We start from the raw sequence: 26,872 nt of genomic DNA on the forward strand, positions 1-26,872 counted from the left end.
ATGAAAATTAAAAAAATATACTTGCCGGTAATCATCACTACGGCACTCGCTGTGGGTGTGCTTATTGGGGGCTATCTTAACTTTTCTGCCCCAACGGCGAATTTTTCCTCAAACGCCAGTAAAAACAAGCTCAATAAACTACTGGATTTTATCAATAACGAATATGTCGATGAGGTCAATACCGATTCGATTGTAGATATTACTGTAAACGGTATTCTCGAAAAACTCGATCCGCATTCGGTTTATATTGCTAAAAACGAGTTTGAATCGGTGGCGCAAAGTATGAAAGGTGACTTTGTGGGAATTGGAGTCAATTTTTATACCTATAAAGATTCGGTGGCGGTTATCAAACCCATTGCCGGCGGACCTTCGGAAAGAGCCGGAATCCGTGCGGGCGATCGTATTTTGTTTGCCGGTAACACAAAGTTGTTCGGAAAGAAAATATCCAATGACACGCTTTTTTCAAAACTCAAAGGCGAAAGAGGATCCAAAGTGGAGCTGACCATTTTTAGAAAAACGGAAAACAAAAAGTTTAAAGTCAATGTAACCCGCGATTTGGTGCCAATCAAAAGTGTGGACGTGGCTTTAATGCTTGATAATAAAACGGGATATATTAAAATCAATCGTTTTGCCGAGACCACTTTTAAAGAATTCCATCAGGGATTGTTAAAGTTAAAAGCGGCCGGAGTAAAAGAACTCATTGTCGATGTTCGGAATAATGGTGGTGGCTATATGGAACGCGCGGTGGAAATCGCAGACGAATTCCTGAAAGATAAAGAACAGATCGTTAAAATCAAAAACCGAAAAGGAGTGGAGGACGTGAGTAATGCTACTTCGAAAGGAAGTTTTGAAAACGGGAAACTATACATTCTGATCGATGAAAACAGTGCATCGGCAAGTGAAATTCTAGCCGGAGCAATTCAGGATAACGATCGCGGACTTATAGTTGGAAGACGTTCGTTTGGAAAAGGCCTGGTACAACGGGAAATGCCTTTAGGTGACGGATCTGCGGTTCGTCTAACGGTGGCGCGTTATTATACGCCTTCGGGACGATCCATTCAAAAACCGTATAACAAAGGCTTGGAAGAATATTACGGCGATTTTGAAAAGCGTTTCGAGAACGGCGAATTATACGCATTCGATAGTATCAAAGTTGCGGATAGTTTGAAGTTTAAAACCAAAAAAGGAAAAACGGTTTACGGTGGCGGTGGTATCATTCCGGATATTTTTGTTCCGATGGAAGGAAAACATGGCGATGAAGCATTGAATATGATTATGCAATCCGGAATCGTGAGTTATTTTGTTTTTGAAGAACTGGATCACGAAAGAATGCAATTTCAGAAGTTAAGCATTCCGGAAGTGGAAAATAAAGTGATCAAGAATGACTTTTATTATGATGGTTTCCGTAAGCATTTGTCAAAAAGCGGACTGATTTTTAATCTGGATAAGCATAAAGATAAAGTGAAACAATATCTGGCTGCCGAATTTGTGCGTCAGTTGTTTGATGAACAACATTATTATCAGTTGATTCTAAAAGAAGATCCGATGATTAAAGCGGTATTGGAAGCGGCTAAAAAATAAAGTAAAAGAAAAGGGAGCTAAGCTCACTTTTTTATTTTCGTATACTGTCGTGCGAATGGGTTTCAATACCGTTGTTCCACAATGTAAGAAGGTCTGTCGCTACCGATGCACCACTTCCGGCGGCTATCGCAAGCTGACTTCTCCATCCGGCCAAAGTTCCGGCTACATAAATACCGTCGGCAACAAGATGATCATTGTTTTTAAGTTGAATGCGATTCTTCTCCGGTAAAGCTTTACGGTGCGGTTCAATATAGTGTTCCAGTCCTTCTATTCCAAAAAGGTTGGAGGAACCGATGGCAACTACAATCGCACGGGTTTTATAGGATGCTTTGTTAGTTGTTACAGTAAAGTCGCCCGATGTTCCTTCGACTTTGATTACTTTTTCGTCTGGAATTTGTACGATATGAGGGTAGGTTTGCGCCAGATGATCCGTACTTTCGGTTAGGATTTCCGAACCCAGTTTTCCTGCCGGAATACCATAGGCGTTATTAAATAGCGCGTCTTGTAACGACGACGCCTTCTGGTGGGTGATAATGCCTATTTTTTTGTTGGTTACAAAACTCTTTTTATGAGCCGACCCTAATATAAGGGCACACGAAACCCCGGCTACACCGCCACCAATTAGCAACACATCAAACATGTCTTAGTTTCCTTTTGTTTTTTCTTCGATGGCTTTCGACATCTTGAAGATTAATAAAATACAAACAGCGCATAATGAGGCCACAATGCCGATTAACGCCACTAAACTGTTGCCTTCAAAAAGATTCGAAAAATCCAATAACGTTACGTTAAACACAATTAACCCCAACGCGGCAGCGATTAGTATGTATGAGAAAATTTTCATTGTAAATAAAAAAAGAACTACGAGTAGTTAAATTATGGCGGTGAAATTAGTAAAAATCTACTTAAACAAATAGACCTTTAACATTCGCTGCGAATAATTTAACAGCGATGGCTAAAAGAACAACGCCAAACACCTTACGGATAACGCCCAGTCCGTTTTTACCCAATGTTTTTTCGATTCGGGAGGATGATTTTAAAACAAGGTATACGATTAGAATGTTGGCCAGAATACCAAAAATGATGTTGATTGTCTGGTATTCCGAACGCAATGATAATAAAGTAGTCATCGTTCCGGCTCCGGCAATTAACGGAAAGGCGATGGGTACGATGGATGCCGTATTGGGTGCGTCATCTTTATAAAGTGTGATCCCTAAGATCATTTCCAGTGCCAGGAAAAATAATACAAACGAACCGGCTACGGCAAACGAGTTGACATCGATTCCGATCAGTTTTAAAATTTCATCTCCTACAAAAAGAAAGGAAATCATAATAACAGCCGCTACTATAGAGGCTTTTTCAGATTGTATATGGCCTACTTTGTTACGTAAATCAACAATAATCGGGATACTTCCGAAAATATCGATCACCGCAAATAAAACCATTCCTACCGTAAAAATTTCTTTCCAATCGAATCCCATACCTATTATTTTTTTAAGACTGCAAAATTATATAAATTTATAACAAAAAATCTAAAAACAAGGTTAATATTTAACATAAAAATAAAATTGACCTCGAAATGTCTTTGTTTATTGCTTATTTCGCAACGAAAGAGGGTGTTTTATCCCGTTTTAAAGTCCGTATTAATTTGTACCTTTGTCGGCTAATTAATGAATTCCGAGTATAATGTTTCAGTTAGGGAAAACCATCGTGTCTGAGGAAATTCTTGAAAAAGAATTTGTGTGTAATCTGTCGGCTTGTAAAGGGGCTTGTTGTGTGGATGGTGATGCCGGTGCGCCACTTGATCAAAATGAAGTGGCAATTCTGGAGAAAATTTATCCCATCGTAAAACCGTTTTTACGTCCCGAAGGTGTTGCTGCAATCGAAGCGCAGGGAACTTCAATCGTAGGTTCGGATGGCGAACTGGAAACACCGTTAATTAACGGGGCGGATTGTGCGTATGTTATTTTTGATGGACCAACGGCGCTTTGTGGTATTGAGCAGGCGTACAACCAAGGTTTGGTCGATTGGAAAAAACCGGTTTCCTGTCATTTGTACCCGATACGGGTTAAAGACTTTTCCGATTTCGCTGCGGTGAATTATCACAAATGGCATATCTGCGACGATGCGTGTTCGCTTGGAAAAGAGTTGGAAGTTCCGGTGTATAAATTCGTAAAAGAAGCATTGGTTCGTAAGTTCGGGCCGGAATGGTATAGCGAACTTGAAAAGGTAGCCGAAGAGCTTAAAAAGTAGGCCGGCTGTTTTCTTCCGGAAAGGCTTTCATCTGGTGTGTTTGCACGGAAAGCGTTTCTTTTTTTTAACATTACGTTATTTCGTAATGTGTTGTTTTTCAAAATTATAGGTTTTTAAACGCGGCTTGAAAGAATTTTCTTCGCTTGTTAAAAACTCGTCTTAATTGTGAATAAGTTTGACTCGATTTGTCTTTCTTTTTCCGTTTCAAATACCAATCTTTGTAGTGTGTTTTTCTTTAGAAAAACATAAAATTAATCTTTTAAAAGTCAATGTACTATGTCGGTGATAGAACCAATTTTGCAAGAGAATAAAGACCGTTTTGTTATTTTTCCAATCAAACACCACGATATCTGGGATTGGTATAAAAAAATGGAGGCTAGCTTTTGGACGGCAGAGGAAATTGACTTACATCAGGATTTGACCGACTGGAATACCAAGTTAAACGACGACGAGAAATATTTTATCAAACATATTTTGGCATTCTTCGCGGCTTCCGATGGTATCGTAAATGAAAACCTTGCGGAAAACTTTGTAAATGAAGTGCAATATCCGGAAGCGAAGTTTTTCTACGGATTCCAGATCATGATGGAAAACATTCATAGTGAGACCTATTCTCTTTTGATTGATACCTATGTAAAAGACGAGGCTGAAAAAAATGAATTGTTCCATGCTTTAGATGTTTTTCCTGCCATTCGCAAAAAAGCAGATTGGGCATTACGCTGGATTGAATCCGATTCGTTTGCCGAAAGATTAATTGCTTTTGCTGCCGTAGAAGGAATCTTTTTCTCCGGAGCTTTCTGTTCGATTTTCTGGTTGAAAAAACGTGGTTTGATGCCGGGACTTACTTTTTCGAATGAGTTAATCTCAAGAGACGAAGGGGTACATTGCGATTTTGCGGTTCACTTACACAACCACCATTTGGTAAACAAAGTACCGAAAGACAGAATTGTGGAAATCATCACCGATGCCTTAACTATCGAAAGAGAATTTATTACCGAATCATTGCCGGTGAGTTTGATCGGAATGAATGCAACACTAATGACACAATACCTGGAGTTTGTAGCCGACAGATTGTTGGTGGAACTGGGTTGTGAAAAAGTATATAACGCGAGCAATCCTTTTGACTTTATGGATATGATCTCGTTACAAGGGAAAACCAATTTCTTCGAAAAAAGGGTATCCGAATACCAGAAAGCGGGTGTATTAAATAAAGATACCGACTCGCAAAAAATTAGCTTCGACGCTGATTTTTAAAGAACTGTAATCGGCCATGCTAAATGGCGATTGGGGCGAAAACCAATGTGTTTTCTATAAAATTATTTGTATCAATTCATAAATTTTCAATACGATGTATGTAGTAAAAAGAGACGGACGACGTGAGCCTGTAATGTTTGATAAGATTACAGACAGAGTTAGAATTCTATGCTATGGGTTAAACGATTTGGTTGATCCTGTAAAAGTAGCTATGCGAGTTATTGAAGGTTTATACGATGGTGTAACCACATCAGAACTGGATAACCTGGCTGCCGAAACAGCAGCGTCAATGACGGTTTCTCACCCGGATTTTGCACAGTTAGCGGCGCGAATTGCCGTGTCGAACCTGCACAAAAACACCAAAAAATCATTCTCGGAAACCATGACGGATATGTATCAGTACGTAAATCCGAGAACTAACCAGGAATCACCGTTGATTTCGGATGAGGTTTATGAAGTGATCATGGCCAATGCCGAACGATTGGATTCCACAATTATCTATAACCGGGATTTTAACTACGATTATTTCGGATTTAAAACTCTGGAGCGTTCTTATTTGTTGCGTATCAACGGACAAATCGTAGAACGTCCGCAACATATGTTAATGCGTGTTTCTGTAGGGATTCACCTTAATGATATCGAATCGGCTATCGAGACCTACGAATTGATGTCGAAAAAGTTCTTTACGCATGCAACGCCAACGTTGTTTAATGCCGGAACACCAAAACCACAAATGTCGTCTTGTTTCCTGTTAACCATGCAGGATGATAGTATCGACGGAATTTACGATACCTTAAAACATACGGCTAAGATTTCACAATCGGCCGGAGGAATCGGTTTATCAATCCACAACGTACGCGCTACCGGTTCGTATATCAGAGGAACAAACGGAACATCCAACGGTATTGTACCGATGTTGCGTGTGTTTAACGATACCGCACGATATGTTGATCAAGGTGGTGGAAAACGTAAAGGTAGTTTTGCAATTTATGTAGAGCCATGGCATGCCGATATCTTCGATTTCCTGGATTTACGTAAAAACCACGGAAAAGAAGAAATGCGTGCACGAGATCTTTTCTATGCGATGTGGATGAACGATTTGTTTATGAAACGCGTTCAGGAAGATGCACAATGGACCTTAATGTGTCCGAACGAATGTCCGGGATTATATGATGTATATGGCGACGAATTTGACGCGATGTATATCGCTTATGAAAATGCCGGAAAAGGTAGAAAAACCATAAAAGCCCGTGAGCTTTGGGAGAAAATCCTGGAATCACAAATCGAAACCGGTACGCCATATATGCTTTATAAGGATGCGGCCAACCGTAAATCAAACCAGAAAAACCTGGGAACGATTCGTTCTTCGAATCTTTGTACCGAAATTCTGGAGTATACTTCAGCCGACGAAATTGCGGTTTGTAATCTGGCTTCCATATCACTTCCGATGTTTGTGGAAAACGGAGAATTCAATCATACACTACTTTACGATGTTACCAAACGCGTAACCCGTAACCTGAATAAAGTAATCGACAGGAATTACTATCCTGTTAAAGAAGCCGAAAATTCCAATATGCGCCACCGTCCGGTAGGATTGGGCGTACAAGGTCTGGCTGATGCTTTTATCTTATTGCGTATGCCGTTTACCGGTGATGCCGCTAAAAAATTAAACCAGGAAATTTTCGAAACCATGTATTTTGCGGCTCTGACTTCGTCTATGGAAATGGCAAAAGAAGAAGGACCATATTCGACTTTCGAAGGGTCTCCGATTTCAAAAGGAGAATTTCAGTACAATCTTTGGGGATTGAACGATGGTGATTTAAGCGGTCGTTGGGATTGGGCAAGCCTGCGAAAAGAAGTGATGCAAAACGGAGTGCGTAACTCTTTGTTGATGGCGCCGATGCCTACCGCTTCGACATCACAAATCTTAGGAAACAACGAAGCTTTCGAACCATATACATCCAATATTTATACCCGTCGTGTATTATCCGGTGAGTTTATCGTGGTAAACAAACACCTGTTACAGGATTTGGTAAATCTGGGCTTGTGGAACGAAAACCTGAAACAGGAAATCATGCGTGCCAACGGATCGATTCAGAATATCGATATCATTCCTCAGGAGATCAAAGAACTGTATAAAACAGTTTGGGAAATGAGTATGAAAGATATTATCGATATGTCCCGTCAGCGTGGTTACTTTATCGATCAGTCGCAATCGTTAAACCTTTTTATGGAAGGTGCGACTTTTGCAAAATTAACATCAATGCACTTCTACGCATGGCAGTCCGGATTAAAAACGGGAATGTACTACCTGAGAACGAAGAGTGCTGTCGATGCGATCAAGTTTACATTAAACAACGAGGTGAAGCAGGAAACACCGGCAAAAGAGGAAGAAATCGCTGTAGATGAATTCCGCGCGATGTTGGAGCGTTCCAGAAATGCAGAACCGGACGATTGCGAAATGTGTGGTTCATAATCTGAAAAAACAATGATATAAAACAGCTGTCTTTTGAGATGGCTGTTTCCTTTTTAAGCCAAATTGTATTTGTACATTTGTTCACAACTTAACTAAAACCGTATCGCTTGAGTACTTTATATTTTACCGACAGGAGTAATGTGAATCTGGAAGATGTTGTTTTTAATGAAGCCGTTTCAGGACAGATCAACCAGTTTTTAAAAGAATATCATTTCCGCGAAGTATTGGAACGCTATGAATTGCCGGTGGTGAATAAAATGCTGCTCTACGGAAAGACGGGTTGTGGAAAAACGATGACTGCCAAGGCGATTGCCAAAAAGCTGGATAAAAAGATTATTATCGTAAATCTGGCGAGTATTGTTTCGTCCAAATTGGGGGAAACGGCCAAAAACATCGAAGGCTTGTTTAAAGAAGTGCTGTATGAAAGTGCCGTATTGTTTTTCGACGAATTCGATTCGTTGGGACAAATACGCGATTATGATAATAAGGACAGTAGCGAAATGAAACGCGTGGTGAATGCCATCTTACAGCTGATCGATAATTTTCCGAAAAAATCGATACTCATCGCGGCAACCAACCAGATTCAGATGATCGACGAGGCTTTGGTACGGAGATTCGAATTAAAACTGGAGTTTACACTTCCGTCGCGCGACGTACTCGATACGTATTACAACAGCCTGTTGTCAAAATATCCGGCCGAATTTTGTAAGTTGGAACGGATTTACGAGGTGTCGTTTGCCGAAGCGAAAAATCATGTATTTACAGCGGTAAAAAATAATATTATTCAGGCTGAAATCGAAAAACAACAAAATAACTAGATCCCGTTTGGGAATTTAAAATACACTCCTATGATGCATTGGGAACAATTACTGTCATTAAAAAAACAGGGCGATACAAGCAAGCGTTTGCGAAAGGAACAGGACGATACCCGTTTGGGGTTTGAAGTAGACTACGACCGAATCATCTTCTCATCGGCATTTCGTGGTTTGCAGGATAAAACGCAGGTGATACCCATGTCAAAAACCGATTTTGTGCATACCCGACTTACACATAGTTTGGAGGTTTCGGTTGTGGGACGTTCGTTGGGACGTTTGGTTGGAAAGAAAATCCTCGAAAAATATCCCCATCTAAAAGAAATCCACGGTTTCCATATGAACGATTTTGGAGCTATCGTCGCGGCGGCGGCATTGGCGCACGATATCGGGAATCCGCCTTTTGGACATTCGGGTGAAAAAGCAATCGGTGAGTATTTTAAAACCGGAAAAGGATTCAAATATAAAGAACATTTGGAGCCTAAAGAATGGCAGGATCTGACCGATTTCGAAGGGAATGCCAATGGTTTTTCGGTACTTACGGGTTCACGCCCGGGTAACGAAGGTGGTTTGCGAATTTCGTATGCGACCTTAGGGGCTTTTATGAAATACCCGAAAGAAAGTCTGCCGAAAAAACCGACATCCAATATTGCCGATAAAAAGTTTGGTTTTTTTCAGACGGATAAAGTGTTTTTTGCTGATGTGGCGACCGAGTTAGGGCTTATTCCAAATAAAAAAGGCAACGATATCGGTTTCGAAAGACATCCGCTGGCGTTTTTGGTTGAAGCGGCCGATGATATCTGTTATACCATTATCGATTTCGAAGATGGAATTAACCTTGGGTTAGTGAATGAAGACTTCGCACTGGAGTATTTGGGGAAGCTGGTTGGACAGATTGATAAAAAGAAATATAGTAGCTTGATCACTAAAGAAGATCGGATCAGTTACCTACGGGCATTAGCGATTAGTAGTTTGATTGGCGATGCGGTTCGTGTGTTTCTCGAAAATGAAGAAGCGATTCTCGAAGGGAAGTTTCATGCGGCGCTGATGGATAAAAGTCAGTATAAAGCGCAGATGGATGATATTCTTGAAATTAGTAGAAAAAATATTTACCAGAGTAACGAAGTGATCGAAAAGGAAATCATGGGATATCAGGTGATCAATACGTTACTGGATAAATTTTGTACGGCGTATAACAATAAGTTCGAAGGAACGGCTACCAATTACGATCAGTTGTTGCTAAAATTACTTCCGGAAAAATTCGTAACCGAAAAAATGAGCCTGTACGAACGACTCATGCACATCTGTCATTTTATATCCATGTTAACTGACGGTAAAGCCTTACAAATTTTTAACATAATTAAAGGTTAAGTGTGATATTATTGATAAGTTAGCAATATTTTTTTGTTAAGTTGAATAAAATTATAATTTTGTGAAACTTGAATTAAAAAGCTAACTAAAAAAAATTATGAAAAAAACTACCCTAATGATGCTGCTATTGGCTAGTAGCGCAGGGTTTGCACAATCTCAAAATGAGCAAATCCAACGCTATCTAACCAATAACCATCAAAAGTTAGGCTTATCCCGACAAGATGTCGCGGATTGGTTTGTGGAAAGTGAAGCGAGTTCTTCAACAACGAATATCAATAACTACTACGTAAAACAGCGCTATAAGGGAATTGAGATTTTTAATGCGGTAACCAACTTTTCAGTTAAAAACGGAGAAGTAGTTAATGTCGGAAACCGTTTTATAGCAGATGTAGCAGCAAAAATCAATACCCAGACACCGGTGCTATCGGTAACAGACGGATTGTTAAAGGCGCAAACCCATTTAAAAGTGCCTGCTTTCAGTTCGCAGATTGCTACTAAAATCAGTGATAAAGAATATAAATTAACCAACGGAACGTTAACGGATGATCCGGTTAGTGCAGAGCTTGTTTTCCAGCAAATGGAAGACGCTTCCCTGCGACTGGCCTGGGATTATACGTTCTATACGTCCGATTATAAACATTTGTGGAGTGTTCGGATTGATGCGGTAAACGGTGCGATGCTGGAAAATTTTGATTTGGTATTGAGCTGTAACTTCGGTAATGCGAATCATAAAGAGCACAACCATACCATCAACTTCAGCAGCAAAGCATTTAAAGATGCAAGTGCATTGGCTCAGGTACAGGGTGGATCGTATCGCGTTTATCCGTATAATGTGGAAAGTCCGAACCACGGAAACCGCGAATTATTAGCGTCACCGCATAACGCCTTGGCTTCTCCTTACGAATGGCATGATACCAATGGTGTTGCCGGTCCGGAGTTTACCACTACAAGAGGTAATAATGTTTGGGCAAAAGAAGATATTGCTGGAAATAACGCGACTACTGGAGTGAGCCCGAACGGTGGTTTAAGTTTGACTTTTGACTTCCCTTACGGCGGAACCGGTGTAGCGGCATCGACCTATACCAGTGCGGCTACCACGAATCTGTTCTATATGAATAATATCATGCACGATATTATGTATCAGTACGGGTTTAACGAGGCTAATGGTAACTTCCAGCAAAATAACTATGGTCGCGGTGGAACCGTGACTTTTAACGGAGATCCTGTTTTAGCAGATTCTCAGGATGGTAGTGGTACAAACAACGCAAACTTCTCCACTCCGGTTGATGGTCAGTCGCCACGTATGCAAATGTATTTGTGGAATGTAGGGCCACGACCTAACTTTTTCCGTATAAATTCACCAGCGTCTTTGGCTGGAGCCTATTTTGCAGTAGATAATAACTTTACAAGCGGTCACGTAGCAGTGCCAGCGGCACCAGCAGGAATTACAGCCGATTTAGCTCTTTTTGACGATGGTGTTCCGGATAATGCCGATGCTTGTACCGCAGCCATCAACGGAGCGCAGTTAGCGGGTAAAATCGTTTTGGTTCGAAGAGGATCTTGTGATTTCGTAAATAAAGTAATGTTTGCTCAAAATGCCGGTGCATTGGCGGTTATCGTCGTGAATAATCTGGATGAATATATGGTTATGGGTGGTGCAAATGCAGGCATCACGATCCCGGCTATTTTGGTAAGTCAGTCGGTAGGAAATGCGATAATTGCCGGTATGCAATCCGGAGCGGTTAATACGACCTTATCTTATGAAACGGTTAACTTCTTGAATTCGGATGGTGATTTTGATAATGGGGTGATTTCACACGAATATGGTCATGGTATTTCTTCCCGTTTAACGGGTGGACCTGCTGCTGCAAACTGTTTGACCAGTACAGAGCAAATGGGTGAAGGTTGGTCGGATTTCTTCGCGTATTTATTACAAATCAAAGCGGGTGATTCTCCGGTTACCGGAAAAGGAATTGCAACTTTCCTTGCCAATCAGCCTACGAATGGAGTAGGAATCCGTCAATATAAATATTCAACCGATTTTGGAATCAATCCACTTACATATGGCGATACCAACGGTTTATCCTATACTGATCAGAATGGTACGTTACGAGTTGATGTGCACGCGGTAGGAACCGTTTGGGCTACTATGTTATGGGATTTAACATGGGCCTATATCAACAAATATGGCTATGATCCGAATATCTATACCGGAACTGGTGGTAATAATAAAGTTTTACGTTTGATCATCGATGCGTTAAAATTACAACCGTGTAATCCTTCGTTTGTTTCCGGAAGAGACGCGATTATCGCAGCTGATCAGGCGACAACCGGTGGGCAGAATTACTGTATGATTTGGGACGTTTTCGCCAGAAGAGGTTTAGGAGTACATGCATCAGCAGGTATGAATAGCGGTGTGGCTGCAATCAACGACCAGGTGGAAGATTTTACAACGCCTCCGCAAGGACCAAACTGTACGATGGCTGTAGATTATTTTGAAAATAAAGATATGATCAAGGTATATCCAAACCCATCTAACGGAACGTTTAATGTGTTTATCGGAAACTATACCGGTAAAGTATCATTACAGGTGTTTGATATAAACGGAAGAAATGTATACAGTCAGAAAGTGGAAGACTTCAATGTTGAAAAAACAATCAACCTGAAAGGATTACAATCAGGAATGTATATTCTTAAAGTTGAAGGTGATAATTTAAATCATACCCAAAAGGTTATATTGAATTAATTCTAAAATAAAAAAGGTTCCGAAAGGAACCTTTTTTTATATCTTAAAATGTGTAACTCAAACCGATTCCTAATAGTTGTTTAAACTGGATTTTAGGTCCCTGAGTAACCTGTACACCGTCGATCTCTTTTTTCGATTTGATATCATCGTCATAAACAAGATTCGTACCGATATTGGCCTTTACATATTCGTTAACGACCAGATCCAGTTGTAACTGCCAGTCGACATCAATATTGCCAAAATTATTCATATAATCGGTATAAAGGCTTAAACGATGGTCGAGGAATATGTTTTTGTAGACTTCGGTTTTCCATTGGTTGGTAACTAAAATACCGACTTCCGTTCGTGATCTTTTACCGTGGGTAATCAGATTTCCGGCTTCGTCGTAGATCGCTTTGTCAACCCCAAAAGCACCCTGATCGGCCAAACGCTGATCCAATACCAATGTAGTTTTCTGAGTTAAAGGTGAAAAATAAGCATTTAGCTTTTGTTCCTTATTGGAATACTCGGCTCCGACACCCAGAAATAAATAGGCCGGCGCAAAGGCTTTGGAAATCGCCAGATCGGTATTCGGATAGGCATATCCACTGGTGAACTGTGTATTGAAATTTAGTTTCGCACTGTGGTACCAGTTTGAAATACTATCGTGACGGTAACCAAAGGTCGAATTGAACTGAATCGCGTCATCGGTCTTCCGAAGTTCACGCTCTTCCTGCTTGTTAACGCCATAGCGTACGATGAGTTCATTTTTCCACTTCACATTACCTTTGACATAGTTTCGTAAAAAAGCGCCCTTTAAAAGGCCTGAAATGGAGTTGTTTCCTCCAACGCTCCAGTTGATAAAAGCGATTTGGCTAAAATCAAGTCCGACACTGTTTTTTTTGTGCCAATAGGAGGTGGTGTCGGGAATTGTAGTTCTTACTACGTCTTGTGCATTACTTTTCTGAATGGCTAAAATAAAAAGTAATCCGATTAGATACGGAGTAATCTTCATGGTAAATTTAGTTTTTAATTTTCTTTAGTTTGGCAAATGAGGTTAAAATCAATAACTTGAAAATAGCGTTATCAGACTGTTAACATCAATTTTGCATTTTTTTTGCTGCTCAATAACTGTGCCGTGCTCAATAAACTCGTCTGGAATGCCCAGTATTTTAACACTTAGCCCGGTATAATGAGCACTTACATATGCCGCAATAGTACTTCCGAAACCGCCTAATACGGATCCGTCTTCTATCGTAATCAGTTGTTCGTGGCTGTTACAGATTGCTTCCAGGGTTGCAATGTCCAGTGGTTTTATAAACGGAAAATGATAATGGGAAAACAAATCGCGATTTTCTGTTTGTTCCAAAGCCTGTAATACATTGTTTCCTATGGTTCCGGTGGATAAAATGGCAATTTTGCTACCTTTCGAAAGTCTTCGGGATTTACCGATTTCAATTTTTTCGAATGGAAGTTGCCAGTTTTGAACATAACCTCTTCCTCTCGGATAACGTATTGCTATCGGATGATCCAGTCCTAATTGTGCGGTATACATACCGTTTCGGAGTTCGATTTCATTTATAGGGGCAAATAAAATCAGATTGGGAACACAATTCAGGTAAGCAATATCGAATACGCCCTGATGCGTAGCGCCATCTTCACCAACCAGGCCGGCTCGGTCCAGACAAAATATAACGGGTAAATTCTGTAAGGCCACATCGTGAATGACCTGATCGTAGGCGCGTTGCAGGAAAGTGGAATAGATATTACAAAAGACAACCATTCCCTGGGTGGTCATTCCGGCAGCCAATGTCACGGCATGTTGTTCGGCGATACCCACATCGAAGGCGCGATCCGGAATTTCGTCCATCATAAATTTAAGCGACGAACCAGTGGGCATAGCCGGGGTAATCCCGATAATACGTTCGTTTTGACGGGCCAGTTCGACTAACGTCAATCCGAATACATCCTGGAATTTTGGCGGCAGGTTTTCCTCCAAACGAGGGAGAATCTCCCCGGTTGTTTTGTCGAATTTACCCGGAGCGTGATAACGAACCTGGTCTTTTTCGGCCTGTTCGAGTCCTTTTCCTTTTGTGGTGGTAATATGCAGGAATTTTGGTCCTTTTTTATCTTTTAATCGGATCAGTTCTTTAATCAATAATGGAATATCATGACCGTCGATTGGTCCGGAATAATCAAAGTTTAACGAACGGATCATGTTGTTGTCCCTTGGATTGCTTCCATCTTTTACGGATGTCAGATATTCTTTTAAAGCGCCTACACTTGGATCGATCCCAATGGCGTTATCGTTTAGAATTACGAGTAAATTGGCATCGGTCACACCAGCGTGGTTGAGGCCTTCAAAGGCCATTCCCGAGGCAATTGAAGCATCGCCCACAACAGCGATATGTTGTTTTTCGGTTTTGCCTTTTAGTTGGGAAGCAATGGCCATTCCCAAAGCAGCCGAAATAGCCGTGGAGGAATGTCCAACGCCAAAAGTATCGTAAATACTTTCGCTGCGATTCGGGAAACCTGAAATACCGCCCAATTGCCGGTTGGTGTGGAATACCGCGGCACGCTCGGTCAGGATTTTATGACCGTAGGCCTGATGTCCAACATCCCATACCAGTTGGTCGTCCGGAGTGTTAAAAACATAATGTAGGGCTATGGTCAGTTCTACAACTCCTAAACTCGCACCCAAATGACCTTCCTTTGTCGATACAATGTCGATGATAAACTCACGCAGTTCCTGTGCCAGAACCGGAAGTTCCGCAATAGGGAGCTTGCGTAAATCGGTGGGAGATAGTATGTTTGATAAGAGTTTTGCTGCCATGGTGCAAAGGTACAATTTGAAATTGTATTTTTGTTTTTATGGAAAACATTTTCACGGACGATTATTTTATGAAAAAGGCACTCCAGGAAGCGGAGATTGCTTTCGAAAAAGGAGAAATTCCGGTCGGAGCTATTGTGGTTGTCGACAATCGGGTAATTGCCAGAAGTCATAACCTGACGGAGTTGTTAAACGATGTTACGGCACATGCCGAAATGCAATCGATTACAGCGGCGGCCAATTTTTTGGGCGGGAAATACCTGAAAGACTGTACGCTTTACGTAACACTGGAACCGTGTCAGATGTGCGCCGGAGCATTGTATTGGAGTCAGATTTCAAAAGTGGTTTACGGTGCATACGACGAGCACCGTGGCTATCGCAAGATGGGAGCGCAACTGCATCCGAAAACAACTGTGGTAACCGGTGTTATGGAACAGGAGTGCGGGGCTTTAATGAAGGCTTTCTTTCAGAAAAGACGCTAATTATAGACATAAAAAAACCGCTCCGTTTCACAACGAGCGGTTTGGATTTATTTAATTTCACTTCCATCTTTGTCGAAGAAGTGATATTCTAAGTACGTGTAAGCGTCACGAGGTATAACTTTCACCCATTTTTTATGTTCAAAAAACCATTTTGAACGTAATGATGGAAAACCTTTAGTTATATAGGCAGCCACAAAGGGATGCGCATTTAGAACCACTTTTTTGTGATCCTTAAAAATTCGTTCTAGATCAGCCGATATTTTATCAATAATCAGGATAGGAGCTTCAATTTCCCCGTTTTCATTATTCGGGTTTTCTTCTCTTGTTTTGATATTAACTTCGGGTCTGACTCTTTGTCTAGTAATTTGAATTAATCCAAATTTGCTAGGAGGCAAGATTTTATGTTTCGCTTTGTCATCGCTCATTTCCTCTCGTAAGAAATCATAAAGAACTTTACGGTTATCAGGATTTGACATATCGATAAAATCGATTACAATGATACCACCCATGTCGCGCAATCGCAATTGTCGGGCTATTTCGGCCGCAGCAATCAGATTTACTTCTAAGGCAGTGTCTTCCTGGTTTTGCGCTTTGTTGGAGCGGTTACCGCTGTTGACGTCAATTACGTGTAAAGCTTCGGTGTGTTCTATGATTAAATAAGCTCCTTTGCTCATAGAGACCGTTCTTCCAAAAGACGTCTTAATTTGTCGCTCTATATTGTATTTCTCAAAAAGAGGTAACTCTTTCGATTGATAATGCTTAACAATAGATACTTTAGCAGGAGCTATTTCTTGCAAATACTCCTTCGTTTGATAATACAGATCCTCATCATCGATATGGATACCGGTAAAGGTATCATTAAAGACATCGCGTAGTATTGAGGACGCTCTGTTGAGTTCGCCTAATACTTTTGAAGGATGATGAGCTGTAGGGATTCGCTTACACATTGTGGTCCATTTGTCCAACAAATTCTGTAAGTCTTTGTCGAGTTCAGCTACTTTTTTGCCTTCTGCTACTGTTCTGACAATAACACCAAATCCTTTTGGTTTGATAGATTGAACCAAACGTTTTAATCGATCTTTTTCTTCTTTCGATTCGATTTTTTGAGAAATCGAGATACGATCCGAAAAAGGAACTAAAACAACATATCGCCCGGCCAGTGAAAGTTCAGAACTTATTCGTGGCCCTTTGGTAGATATGGGTTCTTTAACTACTTGAACTAAAATTGACTGATTGGCGCTTAACACGTCGGATATAGCACCATCCTTGTCGATCTCAGGTTCAAAAGGAAAGTTTTTTAGGGAGAAATCTTTTATTTTACCTGCGCTTACAAGTTTGATGAATTTCATTAGAGAAGATAGGTTCGGACCCAAATCATGATAATGTAAAAAGGCATCTTTTTCGAAACCTACATTTACAAAGGCTGCATTCAATCCTGCTACGGGTTTTCGGATTTTGGCAATAAAAATATCACCTACCTGAAAGCCGTTTTTTTCGCCCTCTTCTCTGTGTAATTCAATTAGTTTTCCATCTTTTAATAAGGCAAAATCTACCGCTTCTGAACTGGATCGGATAATTAATTCCTTGTTCACATGGTACATTTTTATCCATACAATAATAGCAACTATCAAAATAGTGCTACCAGCGTACAGATGGATTAAACATTAAATTTACAGGTTTTACCCGGGAAACCATAATTGGAATAATAAGTGTGATGGCTAGAAACGATTGGTTTGTAGTTAAAAACTTACTGATTTACTCCGTTTTTTATGATTTCAATTTCAATGAACTTTAAACTTTAAAAAGAAAAAAGTAGTTTTAAACTACTTTTTCTTCTTATGACGGTTAGCTCTCGCTCTCTTTTTACGTTTGTGAGTTGCTACCTTATGTCTTTTTCTTTTTTTACCACTTGGCATAAATTGTAGTGTTTAGAGTGATTAATAAATTAGTTAACTTTTACTTCAGTATTCGTTTTCACGCCATCAACAAAAACTTTTGCTGGTTTGAAAGCCGGGATGTTGTGGGCAGGAATCTTAATTGTAGTATTTTTAGAGATGTTTCTACCGGTTTTCTCAGCTCTTGTTTTGATGATAAAGCTACCAAAACCTCTTAAGTATACGTTGTCACCAGTTTCTAATGAGTTTTTTACTTCGTCCATAAAAGACTCAACTGTTGCTTGTACATCTCCTTTTTCTAGACCCAATTTCTCGGAAATTTTCGCTACGATGTCTGCTTTCGTCATTTTCTTTCGTATTTATATTGATGTGTAATTTTTTGAGTTTGCAAATATAGGAATTAAAAATACAATATTTCAACCTTAATCGATTAAAATTTAATTACATAAAGTTTTATTTTTGTATCCTAATTTTTTATAATGGATTTTTCTAACTCGTTAATCCAGTGGTATTTGCGGTCTAAGCGCGATTTGCCATGGCGAAAAACGGCGGATCCCTATCGTATATGGCTGTCTGAAATCATGTTACAACAAACGCGAGTTGCGCAAGGTTTGCCGTATTTTTTAGCGTTTGTTGAAGCCTTTCCAACTGTTTTTGATCTGGCAACTGCCGATGAAGAAAAAGTGCTAAAACTCTGGCAGGGTTTGGGCTACTATTCGAGGGCGCGAAATCTACATGCTACGGCACAATATATCGCCTTTGAACGAAATGGGGTGTTTCCCGAAAATTACGAAGGGCTTTTAAAGTTAAAAGGAGTAGGGGAATATACCGCAGCGGCAATCGCATCTATTTCTTATGGAGAGCCGGTTCCGGTGGTCGATGGGAATGTGTTTCGTGTATTGGCGCGGTATTTTGATGTGGAAACGGATATTGCTTCTCCGGCGGCAAAAAAAGAATTTAAAGCCTTGGCTGCCGAATTGTTGCCGGTAGATAAAGCATCGCTGTTTAATCAGGCGATGATGGAATTTGGTGCTTTACAATGTGTGCCTAAAAATCCGGATTGTACTTCGTGTGTGTTTAATGACAGTTGTGCGGCCTTGCAAAAGAAGAAAGTGGATCGCCTTCCGGTAAAATTAAAGAAAACAAAAGTTACCAATCGCTATCTGAATTATATTCTGTTTGTCGATCCATCCGGGAAAACGGTTGTCCAAAAACGACAGGATAAAGGTATCTGGTTCGGATTGTACGAATTTCCGTTGGTCGAAACAACAGCTGATATACATCGCGATGTTATGCCGGAGCAACTTATAAAAAGTGTCACAATTCCGGAGGGAGGTCGTTTGCAGGAGTTACGTCTTTTAAACGAAAAACAAATTCTTCATAAGCTTTCGCACCAACATTTGCATATTTATTTTTGGGAGTTAAAGACAACCGATACAATATCAGGCAGTTTGTCATGGGATGATGTTGAGAAGCTTCCATTTCCTATTGTGATATATAATTTTATCACAGAGTACGTAATAAATAAATAGATTTAGTATATTTGAGTTAATAAATAGGTACGAGCCATGAACGGAACGGTAAATAAAGTCATGTTAATTGGACATTTGGGAGATGATGTAAAAATGCATTATTTCGAAGGAGGTAATTGTATTGGACGTTTTCCTCTTGCAACCAATGAGGTGTATATTAACAAAACGACAAACGAAAGAATCACTTCTACAGAATGGCATAATCTTGTGGTGCGCAATAAGGCGGCTGAGATATGCGAAAAATATCTTTCAAAAGGTGATAAGATTTATGTGGAAGGCCGTATCAAATCCAGACAATGGCAAGCCGAAGACGGTACGACAAAGTACACTACCGAAATCCAAGTAACCGAATTTACCTTTTTAACAACGAAAAAGGAAATCGAAAACAATAAACCGGGTTTCCCGACTTCGGGCGATACTTCAAAACCATCATTTGATTCACCGGGTACACCGATGCAAAATGATGATATGCCGTTTTAATTGTTTAACTAATTCTGTTTGATTTGGACCCAGGCCCCGTCAGTTTATTAAGTACTATAGATTTTAACCTTATATTTCTAATTACAGGAATACTATTCCTGTTGTTCTGCTCTGCACTGATATCCGGTGCCGAAACCGCACTTTTCTCACTTACTAAAAAAGAAATCGAAAGCCTGATAGCGATCGACGCTGTCCGGGGAAAACAAATCGGGCGCTTACTGGAAGCGCCTAAAAAATTGTCGATGACTTTTTTGGTGGCGAATAACTTTGCCAATATTACCATCGTGGTTTTGTTTTCCTATCTGGGCGATCGGGTTTTTTCCGAATTGATGGCGATCGGGACTAAAATTCTACTGGAAATCGCATTGGTAGCGGTATTGATTCTTTTCTTTGGAGAGGTACTGCCTAAAATGTATGCGACCCGAAATAATGTCAAATTTGCTCAGGGTGTTAGCCGTTTAGTGGTTTTTTTAGACAAATTGCTTACGCCGGTAAGTATTCCGTTGCGAAAAATCATTATCTATCTGCATAAAAAAATCGGAAGAGAAAAAGAAAGTTTTTCAGTGGATCAGTTATCACAGGCGTTGGAGATGACCGATTATGGCGATACCACCAAAGAAGAACAAAAGATACTGGAAGGAATTGTGAACTTTGGAAATACCGAAGCCCGACAGGTAATGAGTCCGAGAATTGATGTATTTGCACTGGATATGGAAGATTCCTTTTCGGAAATTGTAGCGCAGATCGTAGAAAAAGGGTATTCCCGTATTCCGGTTTTTAAAGAAGACATTGACCATATTGAGGGTGTTTTGTTCGTAAAAGACCTACTTCCTCATATCGATAAAACCGATTTTGAATGGCAAAAGTTGCTTCGGGAACCGTTTTTTGTGCCTGAAAATAAAAAACTGGATAACCTTTTAAAGGAATTTCAGGGTATGAAAAATCACCTGGCGATTGTTGTTGATGAATATGGCGGAACTTCCGGAGTGATTTCATTGGAAGATATTCTGGAAGAAATTGTTGGGGATATCAGTGATGAATTCGACGATGAGAATATTGTCTTTTCGCAGATCGATACCAAAAACTTTTTGTTTGAAGGTAAAATCAGCCTTAAGGATTTCTATCGGATTGTACCGGTAAACGAAGAGGTTTTCGAAACCAGTAAAGGAGAATCGGAAACACTGGCCGGATTTATTTTGGAGATTTCGGGAAATTTTCCCAAAAAGCATCAGAAAATAAATTTTGCAGATTGTATATTTACCGTCGAATCGGTAGACAAACGCCGAGTCAAACAAATTAAAGTGACCTTGCTCGATGAATAGAATACTTAAAAATACTGCTTTTGCATTGTTGGTGGCTACAGGATCGTTGTTTACGGCTTGTAAAGGCGACACCGTGCCAAAGCCAAAAGCATATCTTAGTCTGGAATATCCAAAACCGGAATATACACCTTTTAACGATGGATGTGCGTTTACTTTTGATGTGAATAGCCGGACTAAGATCAATAAAAAAGGAGTGTGCGGATTCGATATTAATTATCCGAATATGAAAGGAACGATTTATATCGATTATAAGCCGGTTAATAATAATATTGATGTCTTGTTACGGGATGCGCAAAAACTGACCTATGAACACGTGATCAAAGCCGATGATATACAGGAACAGCCTTTTATTAACGGAAGAGAGAAAGTATACGGAATGTTTTATCAGGTTGGTGGTAATGCGGCAACTAATGCTCAGTTTTATGTGACCGACAGTACCCGACATTTTATAGTAGGATCGGTGTATTTTTATACCAAACCCAATTTCGACTCGATAATGCCGGCGGCAAGTTATATTAAAAACGATATGCGCAGGATCATGGAAAGCCTGCGATGGAAATAAAAAAAGCGCCCGGAAGAGGCGCTTTTTTTATGTCGGAAAACTTTTGATTAGGCTTTTTTCAATTCTTCTTTCATTTTCGACACTTTATAGGTCTTTCCGTCGGCAACGCCTTCAACCGTTTGTGTTAGTGACGAAGCCGATTGTTTGTTGGCGTCGAATTCAACGGTAGCTGTTTTGGTTTCGAAGTCAACTTTTGCAGAAGTTACACCATCCAAACGGCCTAATTTGTTTTCGATCGTAGCGGCACAACCCATTGCACAAGTCATTCCTTCTATGTTAAAGCTTGCTGTTTCCATTTTGGCGGCGACATCTTTAGTGTTCTCGGTAGCTACCGTTCCTTCGGTAGTATTTTTCTCTTCTTTTTTACAGCTAACCAATGCAAATGCGGCAAATGCAAATACGGCTATTTTTTTTGTGATATTCATAAGGACTATTTTAAGATTAAAAAGCTCTTTTGGAGCGCGTTACAAAATTATAAAAAAAGGACCGTTTTCCCGTTTTATTGTTAGACTTTTACGTCTTAAAAAAATACTAAAATGACAAAACAGATCAAATGGATATTACTGATTGGACTTTCTTTAATCTGGGGAAGTTCTTTTATCCTGATTAAAAGAGGTCTTGTGGGATTAACACCTTTTCAGCTGGGTGCTTTACGGATGTTGTTTGCGGCCGCTTTTTTATTGATTGTAGGATTTCGAAGTCTTACTAAGATTCCTTCGGATAAATGGAAGTACATCGCCTTAACGGCTTTTGTCGGGACGTTTATGCCGGTGTTTCTGTTTTCTTTTGCGCAAACGGAAATCAGTAGTGCAACCAGTGCGATCCTAAATTCGTTAACACCTTTAAATACATTGTTATTGGGCGCTTTTCTATTTGGATTAGAATTTCAGCGCCGACAGTTTTTCGGGGTTATTATAGGGCTTATAGGATGCGTGGTGTTGATTTATTCCGGAGCGAAAAGTAATCCCAATCAGAATTATTATTATGCGATTTTGGTGGTGATTGCGGCGGTTTGTTATGCGATGAATGTAAACCTGATCAAGAAATACTTATCGGATGTGAATTCATTGAGTATTACGACCGGAAATTTTGTAGTGTTGATGATTCCGGCGATTATCGTATTATCCTGTACCGATTTTTTCCAGGTAGCAGGTCAGGCGCAAGTGCAGGAATCAGTACTATATATTGCCATTCTGGGGATATTGGGAACCGGTATCGCGAATATTATTTTCTTTAGACTGATCCAGATGTCATCGCCGATTTTTGCGTCTTCTGTGACTTATTTGATTCCGGTGGTTGCTTTTGTCTGGGGGATATTGGATAATGAAAAAATGGAAGTGTTTCAGATTGTTGGAGCGTTGATCATTCTGATTGGCGTTTATTTTTCCGCACGAAAATAAAAAAGGCCGCTCGAAAGCGGCCTTTTATTTTGAATCGGGTTATTGATTACTGAAAGTCAGCAGCAGTAACACCTTCGTTTATTTTTACATCCGATGTAGTGAAATCAAGATCCATACCTACATTCATGATTGTTTTGTAAGGAACTTTGATACCTTTTACTTCTTTATAGTCGCTGTAAGAAACCATTTGTGTCATTTTCTGACCGGCTCTTTCCATCGTTTTTGCTTCTCCAACTTTTAAACCTGTTTTTACATCATAGTATAAAGTCGATTTGCCATTTTCGATAGCATAAGCATCTGCTCCGTTGATCGTTTCGATTCCTTTGATTTTAAGGTCGGCTCTTTTAGCGTAAGCTAATTCCGGGAAAGCCGCAGCGTTTTCTTTTTTCTCTTTGAATTCTTCAGCAGTAAAGTCTTTGCGTTGTCCTTGTTGTACCGCATAAGCCGCTTTGTCGCTCACAACTTGTTTTGACATTGACATACCTGCTACTTTCATTTCCATTAACGATTTGTTATCGGAAGTGTGTTTGCTGATCAATTCCAATGCCTGTCCTTGAATAGAAGCTGTTGAAACGGTAGCAATTGATTTTACTCCGGCTACAGCTTTTTCACCACCAATAGCTTTGATGTAATTGTCGAATACTGTTTTTGCAGTAACTCCGGCAGGAATTGGTTTGTTTACCACTGGTTTTTCAGTTGGGTTTCCGTATTTGTCAAAATAGAAAATAGGTGTTTTTAACGACTCCAATCCTGGTAATACATCAGCTGCTTTTCCAACTACTACAATACGGGTGTTGTCAGAAAGGAAATATTTGTTAGCGGCGTTACGGATATCTTCCGGTGTAACGGCACTGATGTTTTTAATATAGTTTTCGTAGAAATCTTCCGGTAAGTTTTGAGTAGCTGTGTTTAAAGCATAACGGGCAATAGTAGCCGGTTTCTCAATTTGCATTACGAAGTTTCCGATGTATTTGGCTTTTGCATTTTTAAGATCTTCTGCAGAAACCAATTCTGTTTTGATACGTTTTAATTCGTTAAAGAATTCTACAACAGCACTGTCGGTAACAGCGTTTCTAACAGAAGCGGAAGAACGGAATTTAGTTACATATTTTCCGGATCCGATTGAAGAGTACGCACCGTAAGTCCATCCGTGTTTTTCACGTAGGTTTAGGAATAAACGTCCTTCACCACCACCACCTAAGATTTGGTTTGCTAATAAAGTAGCAAAGTAATCTTTGTCGGTCATTTTTAAGTTCACCGTGTTTACCAAGGCAATTTCCGATTGTACTGCGTTTGGCATATCTACAAGGTTGATTTGAGAATACTGAACGTTTTTAGGATCAGAATAGGTTAACTGTGGCGCGATGGCTTTTTTCCAGGAACCGAAAAGTTTTTCAACGGTTTTTTTGGTTTCTTTTAAGTTTACATCACCAATTACAACAAGGTAAGCATTCCCCGGAACGAAATAGGTGTTGTAGTTTAAAACCACATCGTTTAAGGTTACTTTGTTGATGCTTTCTTCACTTAAATATTCCCCGTTAGGGTGTGTTTTTCCAAAAGCTAAAACGTTTTCAACACGAGAAGCTACAGCAGTAACGCTTTTCTCCTGAGATTTGATTCCTTCCAGTAATTTGGCTTTTTCTTTGTCGAATTCTTCCTGAGTGAATACCGGGTGTAAAGCACCTTCGGCCATTAATTCAAGGATTCTACCGGCATATTTGGATAAACCACTCGCATTTGCTCCGTTAGAAGAAAAGCTGATGTTGGCTCCTAAAAAGTCGGTTTCTTCGTTAAAAGCGTCTTTTGATATTTTTTTGCTTCCTTTTCCGATCATGCTGCTCGTTAAATCGGCAACACCTTTTTTATCACCTTCCGCATACGGAGGGTTGTCTAAAGTAAGGGTGTAAGAAACGCGTGGTAATTTATGGTTTTCAACAACCATTACTTTTAAACCGTTTTTTAGAGTAAAGGTTTCCGGTTTTTTAACATTGATAGTTGGTGCTGGTCCCGGTTTCGGTTGAGGTCTGTCTTGTGCTTGCATAGTAATCGATAAAAACAAGCTCGCTGCTATATATATAAATTTTTTCATGATGAATGGCTGCTTAGTTTTGTGCTTTGTCTTTTGCTGGAGTATAATCTAAAATCAAACGTTGGTTCGGGTTTAAGTATTTCTTCGCCACGTCTCTGATTTCTTCACGCGTAATAGAACGGTAAATATCAATTTCATTATTGATTAGGTTTACATCACCATATAGTAAATAGTAAGATGCCAGATTTTCGGCAACACCTTCCAGATTGGAATTACTGTTTACGTTTTGGTTTTCATACTGGTTTTGTAATTTTTGGAAATCTTTTTCAGAAATTAACTCCGTTTGTAGTTTTGCGATCTCCTCGTCCATTCCTTTAATTAAGTCAGCAGGAGTGTTTGGGCTTAATGGTAAACCGTAGATAAAATACACACCATAGTCTTCCTGACTGTAGTTGAAAGCTCCGATTTGTAAAGCCATTTTTTTCTCGTCAACCATCTTTTTGTATAGTCTTGAGCTTTTTCCGTCAGATAAGATAGAAGAGATCATGTCTAATACTCTTGCGTCACGTGTTTTCATCGATGGCGTTCTGTAAGCAGTAACGGCCATTGGAATCTGAATGTTCGGATCTTCGTAAGTCGCGTGGATTGTTTGTGTGATTGGAGCCTCTTCGAATTTTTCACGGGTAATCGGAGTTCCTTTCTGGATTGGTCCGAAATATTTTTGTACCCATTCTTTCGCCTGAGCCGAATCAAAATCTCCGGCAACAACTAATACTGCATTGTTAGGAATGTAGAATTTTTTGTTGAAAGCCTGGAATTCCTGTAATGTCGCTGCATCCAGGTGTTCCATTGAGCCGATTGGTGCCCAACGGTACGGGTGTTTGGTAAAGATGTTCTTTTTAACTTCAGTAAATAAATTACCGTAAGGCTGATTGTCTACACGTAATCTTTTTTCTTCTTTAACAACTTCGTTTTGAGTGTCCACACCGATCTGGTTGATAACCGGGTGCATTAGTCTTTCGGATTCCATCCATAAAGCCAGTTCCAAATTGTTCGACGGGAAAACTTCGTAGTAATACGTTCTGTCGTCCGACGTGTTGGCATTGTTGTTTCCACCGTTGGCGGTTACGATTTTAAACCATTCGCCACGGGCGATGTTTTTGGTTCCTTCAAACAAAAGGTGTTCGAAAAAGTGTGCGAATCCCGTTCTGCTTGGGTTTTCGTCTTTGGCACCCACATGGTACATTACCGATGTAACTACTACCGGTGCCGATGGATCCTTGTGTAAAATCACATGAAGTCCGTTGTCTAAATTGTATTCTTCAAACGCTACTTTCTGCGCTGAAGCTACGCCGCCAAGCATCAGAAGTGAACTCAAAGCCATTAAAGATTTTTTCATAAAAATTAGTAATTTATTTTTGATAACGATATAGGTGTGCAATTTCGGTAAAAAGTTACAGGTAATCGTTTTGTTTTGTGGAAAATATGTACCTTTTTTTGATTAATATTTGTGTGTGCACCAAAATTACAGGTATATGGTTGTTTCATAAAGAATTAGTTGTATATTTGCAGACTTAAAAATTAATCAAACATTATTGTTATGTACGCAATCGTAGAGATAGCAGGGCAACAATTTAAAGTAAGCAAAGACCAAAAGGTTTATGTTCACCGTTTGGCTTCTGAAGAAGGAACTAAAGTTACTTTTGACAAAGTTCTTTTATTAGATGACAACGGAAACGTAACTTTAGGCGCCCCAGCTGTAGAAGGTGCTTCAGTAGAAGCCCAAGTGTTAAAACACTTAAAAGGTGATAAAGTAATCGTTTTCAAAAAGAAAAGAAGAAAAGGTTACAAAAAGAAAAACGGTCACA

General features: G+C 39.9%; 24 protein-coding genes. 14 read left to right on the plus strand and 10 right to left on the minus strand.

From position 1 onward, the window contains the following. Positions 1-1,581, plus strand: coding sequence for a S41 family peptidase (locus Q1R07_RS05435; protein WP_300486896.1), 1,581 nt, complete (start codon positions 1-3; stop codon positions 1,579-1,581). Between the two features lie 31 nt (positions 1,582-1,612). Here the strand turns inward: Q1R07_RS05435 and Q1R07_RS05440 are convergent, their stop codons facing one another. From Q1R07_RS05440 to Q1R07_RS05450, 3 genes are all read right to left on the minus strand, one after another. Beyond that, a complete protein-coding gene (locus tag Q1R07_RS05440) occupies positions 1,613-2,221 on the minus strand; it encodes an FAD-dependent oxidoreductase (protein ID WP_300486899.1) in 609 nt (202 codons plus the stop codon). 3 nt (positions 2,222-2,224) lie between these two features. Then, positions 2,225-2,425, minus strand: a complete 201-nt coding sequence (locus Q1R07_RS05445; protein WP_256552256.1) for a hypothetical protein — start codon at positions 2,423-2,425, stop codon at positions 2,225-2,227. Positions 2,426-2,486: 61 nt separating this feature from the next. Further along, the gene (locus Q1R07_RS05450) at positions 2,487-3,062 is read right to left on the minus strand and encodes a MarC family protein (protein WP_256552257.1); all 576 of its coding nucleotides are present in this window, start codon (positions 3,060-3,062) and stop codon (positions 2,487-2,489) included. 205 nt (positions 3,063-3,267) lie between these two features. On the opposite strand from Q1R07_RS05450, the gene Q1R07_RS05455 reads away from it, so the two are divergent. From Q1R07_RS05455 to Q1R07_RS05480, 6 genes are all read left to right on the plus strand, one after another. Then, positions 3,268-3,834: a DUF3109 family protein gene (locus Q1R07_RS05455; RefSeq protein ID WP_300486906.1), complete on the plus strand. Its 567-nt coding sequence runs from the start codon at positions 3,268-3,270 to the stop codon at positions 3,832-3,834. A 276-nt stretch (positions 3,835-4,110) separates the two neighbouring features. After that, positions 4,111-5,088: a ribonucleotide-diphosphate reductase subunit beta gene (locus Q1R07_RS05460; protein ID WP_300486909.1), complete on the plus strand. Its 978-nt coding sequence runs from the start codon at positions 4,111-4,113 to the stop codon at positions 5,086-5,088. A 94-nt stretch (positions 5,089-5,182) separates the two neighbouring features. Continuing rightward, positions 5,183-7,564, plus strand: coding sequence for a ribonucleoside-diphosphate reductase subunit alpha (locus Q1R07_RS05465; protein ID WP_300486911.1), 2,382 nt, complete (start codon positions 5,183-5,185; stop codon positions 7,562-7,564). 107 nt (positions 7,565-7,671) lie between these two features. Beyond that, positions 7,672-8,382, plus strand: coding sequence for an ATP-binding protein (locus Q1R07_RS05470; RefSeq protein ID WP_300486914.1), 711 nt, complete (start codon positions 7,672-7,674; stop codon positions 8,380-8,382). 33 nt (positions 8,383-8,415) lie between these two features. Beyond that, complete coding sequence (gene dgt / locus Q1R07_RS05475; RefSeq protein ID WP_300486960.1) at positions 8,416-9,747, plus strand: dGTP triphosphohydrolase; 1,332 nt, start codon at positions 8,416-8,418, stop codon at positions 9,745-9,747. 97 nt (positions 9,748-9,844) lie between these two features. Beyond that, entirely contained in the window at positions 9,845-12,493 is a 2,649-nt protein-coding gene (locus Q1R07_RS05480) for a T9SS-dependent M36 family metallopeptidase (protein ID WP_300486917.1), read from the plus strand. Positions 12,494-12,536: 43 nt separating this feature from the next. On the opposite strand, the gene Q1R07_RS05485 is transcribed toward Q1R07_RS05480, so the two are convergent. After that, on the minus strand, positions 12,537-13,487 hold the full coding sequence (locus Q1R07_RS05485) for a DUF3078 domain-containing protein (protein ID WP_300486920.1): 951 nt from the start codon (positions 13,485-13,487) through the stop codon (positions 12,537-12,539). A gap of 48 nt (positions 13,488-13,535) precedes the next feature. Further along, complete coding sequence (locus Q1R07_RS05490; RefSeq protein WP_300486923.1) at positions 13,536-15,305, minus strand: 1-deoxy-D-xylulose-5-phosphate synthase; 1,770 nt, start codon at positions 15,303-15,305, stop codon at positions 13,536-13,538. A 38-nt stretch (positions 15,306-15,343) separates the two neighbouring features. Here Q1R07_RS05490 and Q1R07_RS05495 point away from each other — a divergent pair, with 38 nt between their 5' ends. Beyond that, a complete protein-coding gene (locus Q1R07_RS05495; RefSeq protein WP_300486926.1) occupies positions 15,344-15,784 on the plus strand; it encodes a nucleoside deaminase in 441 nt (146 codons plus the stop codon). 47 nt (positions 15,785-15,831) lie between these two features. Here the strand turns inward: Q1R07_RS05495 and Q1R07_RS05500 are convergent, their stop codons facing one another. Together Q1R07_RS05500 and Q1R07_RS05505 are read right to left on the minus strand one after the other, a co-directional pair. Further along, a complete protein-coding gene (locus Q1R07_RS05500) occupies positions 15,832-17,385 on the minus strand; it encodes a ribonuclease E/G (protein ID WP_300486929.1) in 1,554 nt (517 codons plus the stop codon). A 344-nt stretch (positions 17,386-17,729) separates the two neighbouring features. Beyond that, entirely contained in the window at positions 17,730-18,026 is a 297-nt protein-coding gene (locus Q1R07_RS05505) for an HU family DNA-binding protein (protein ID WP_136403768.1), read from the minus strand. A 132-nt stretch (positions 18,027-18,158) separates the two neighbouring features. On the opposite strand from Q1R07_RS05505, the gene mutY reads away from it, so the two are divergent. From mutY to gldD, 4 genes are read left to right on the plus strand one after another with little or no spacing between them, the layout of a single operon-like run. Further along, positions 18,159-19,211 carry an A/G-specific adenine glycosylase gene (gene mutY / locus Q1R07_RS05510; RefSeq protein WP_300486932.1) on the plus strand — a complete coding sequence of 351 codons (1,053 nt, stop codon included), beginning with the start codon at positions 18,159-18,161 and terminating at the stop codon, positions 19,209-19,211. 36 nt (positions 19,212-19,247) lie between these two features. Further along, positions 19,248-19,691: a single-stranded DNA-binding protein gene (gene ssb, locus Q1R07_RS05515; protein ID WP_136403770.1), complete on the plus strand. Its 444-nt coding sequence runs from the start codon at positions 19,248-19,250 to the stop codon at positions 19,689-19,691. A 23-nt stretch (positions 19,692-19,714) separates the two neighbouring features. Further along, positions 19,715-21,013, plus strand: a complete 1,299-nt coding sequence (gene gldE / locus Q1R07_RS05520; RefSeq protein ID WP_300486936.1) for a gliding motility-associated protein GldE — start codon at positions 19,715-19,717, stop codon at positions 21,011-21,013. Beyond that, positions 21,006-21,575 (plus strand): gliding motility lipoprotein GldD, encoded by a 570-nt coding sequence (gldD, locus tag Q1R07_RS05525; RefSeq protein WP_300486939.1) that lies wholly within the window; start codon positions 21,006-21,008, stop codon positions 21,573-21,575. The genes gldE and gldD overlap by 8 nt, the downstream gene beginning before the upstream one ends. 47 nt (positions 21,576-21,622) lie before the next feature. Here the strand turns inward: gldD and Q1R07_RS05530 are convergent, their stop codons facing one another. After that, complete coding sequence (locus tag Q1R07_RS05530; protein ID WP_300486942.1) at positions 21,623-22,000, minus strand: heavy metal-associated domain-containing protein; 378 nt, start codon at positions 21,998-22,000, stop codon at positions 21,623-21,625. Between the two features lie 111 nt (positions 22,001-22,111). Here Q1R07_RS05530 and Q1R07_RS05535 point away from each other — a divergent pair, with 111 nt between their 5' ends. Beyond that, positions 22,112-22,975, plus strand: a complete 864-nt coding sequence (locus tag Q1R07_RS05535; protein WP_300486945.1) for an EamA family transporter — start codon at positions 22,112-22,114, stop codon at positions 22,973-22,975. Between the two features lie 46 nt (positions 22,976-23,021). Here the strand turns inward: Q1R07_RS05535 and Q1R07_RS05540 are convergent, their stop codons facing one another. After that, positions 23,022-25,064: a pitrilysin family protein gene (locus Q1R07_RS05540; protein WP_300486948.1), complete on the minus strand. Its 2,043-nt coding sequence runs from the start codon at positions 25,062-25,064 to the stop codon at positions 23,022-23,024. Positions 25,065-25,077: 13 nt separating this feature from the next. Further along, positions 25,078-26,403 (minus strand): pitrilysin family protein, encoded by a 1,326-nt coding sequence (locus Q1R07_RS05545; RefSeq protein ID WP_300486951.1) that lies wholly within the window; start codon positions 26,401-26,403, stop codon positions 25,078-25,080. 201 nt (positions 26,404-26,604) lie between these two features. Between Q1R07_RS05545 and rplU the strand changes: the two genes are divergently transcribed. Further along, positions 26,605-26,872: 50S ribosomal protein L21 (gene rplU, locus Q1R07_RS05550; RefSeq protein WP_300486954.1), on the plus strand; the 268-nt coding region annotated here is incomplete at its 3' end.

This window comes from Flavobacterium sp., from assembly GCF_030146175.1.
Taxonomy (GTDB): Bacteria; Bacteroidota; Bacteroidia; order Flavobacteriales; family Flavobacteriaceae; genus Flavobacterium.

Coding starts and splice junctions, on each gene's coding strand:
- Q1R07_RS05435 (WP_300486896.1), top strand. CDS start 1: ATGAAAATTAAAAAAATATACTTGCCGGTAATCATCACTACGGCACTC.
- Q1R07_RS05440 (WP_300486899.1), bottom strand. CDS start 2,221: ATGTTTGATGTGTTGCTAATTGGTGGCGGTGTAGCCGGGGTTTCGTGT.
- Q1R07_RS05445 (WP_256552256.1), bottom strand. CDS start 2,425: ATGAAAATTTTCTCATACATACTAATCGCTGCCGCGTTGGGGTTAATT.
- Q1R07_RS05450 (WP_256552257.1), bottom strand. CDS start 3,062: ATGGGATTCGATTGGAAAGAAATTTTTACGGTAGGAATGGTTTTATTT.
- Q1R07_RS05455 (WP_300486906.1), top strand. CDS start 3,268: ATGTTTCAGTTAGGGAAAACCATCGTGTCTGAGGAAATTCTTGAAAAA.
- Q1R07_RS05460 (WP_300486909.1), top strand. CDS start 4,111: ATGTCGGTGATAGAACCAATTTTGCAAGAGAATAAAGACCGTTTTGTT.
- Q1R07_RS05465 (WP_300486911.1), top strand. CDS start 5,183: ATGTATGTAGTAAAAAGAGACGGACGACGTGAGCCTGTAATGTTTGAT.
- dgt (WP_300486960.1), top strand. CDS start 8,416: ATGCATTGGGAACAATTACTGTCATTAAAAAAACAGGGCGATACAAGC.
- Q1R07_RS05480 (WP_300486917.1), top strand. CDS start 9,845: ATGAAAAAAACTACCCTAATGATGCTGCTATTGGCTAGTAGCGCAGGG.
- Q1R07_RS05485 (WP_300486920.1), bottom strand. CDS start 13,487: ATGAAGATTACTCCGTATCTAATCGGATTACTTTTTATTTTAGCCATT.
- Q1R07_RS05490 (WP_300486923.1), bottom strand. CDS start 15,305: ATGGCAGCAAAACTCTTATCAAACATACTATCTCCCACCGATTTACGC.
- Q1R07_RS05495 (WP_300486926.1), top strand. CDS start 15,344: ATGGAAAACATTTTCACGGACGATTATTTTATGAAAAAGGCACTCCAG.
- Q1R07_RS05500 (WP_300486929.1), bottom strand. CDS start 17,385: ATGTACCATGTGAACAAGGAATTAATTATCCGATCCAGTTCAGAAGCG.
- Q1R07_RS05505 (WP_136403768.1), bottom strand. CDS start 18,026: ATGACGAAAGCAGACATCGTAGCGAAAATTTCCGAGAAATTGGGTCTA.
- mutY (WP_300486932.1), top strand. CDS start 18,159: ATGGATTTTTCTAACTCGTTAATCCAGTGGTATTTGCGGTCTAAGCGC.
- ssb (WP_136403770.1), top strand. CDS start 19,248: ATGAACGGAACGGTAAATAAAGTCATGTTAATTGGACATTTGGGAGAT.
- gldD (WP_300486939.1), top strand. CDS start 21,006: ATGAATAGAATACTTAAAAATACTGCTTTTGCATTGTTGGTGGCTACA.
- Q1R07_RS05530 (WP_300486942.1), bottom strand. CDS start 22,000: ATGAATATCACAAAAAAAATAGCCGTATTTGCATTTGCCGCATTTGCA.
- Q1R07_RS05535 (WP_300486945.1), top strand. CDS start 22,112: ATGACAAAACAGATCAAATGGATATTACTGATTGGACTTTCTTTAATC.
- Q1R07_RS05540 (WP_300486948.1), bottom strand. CDS start 25,064: ATGAAAAAATTTATATATATAGCAGCGAGCTTGTTTTTATCGATTACT.
- Q1R07_RS05545 (WP_300486951.1), bottom strand. CDS start 26,403: ATGAAAAAATCTTTAATGGCTTTGAGTTCACTTCTGATGCTTGGCGGC.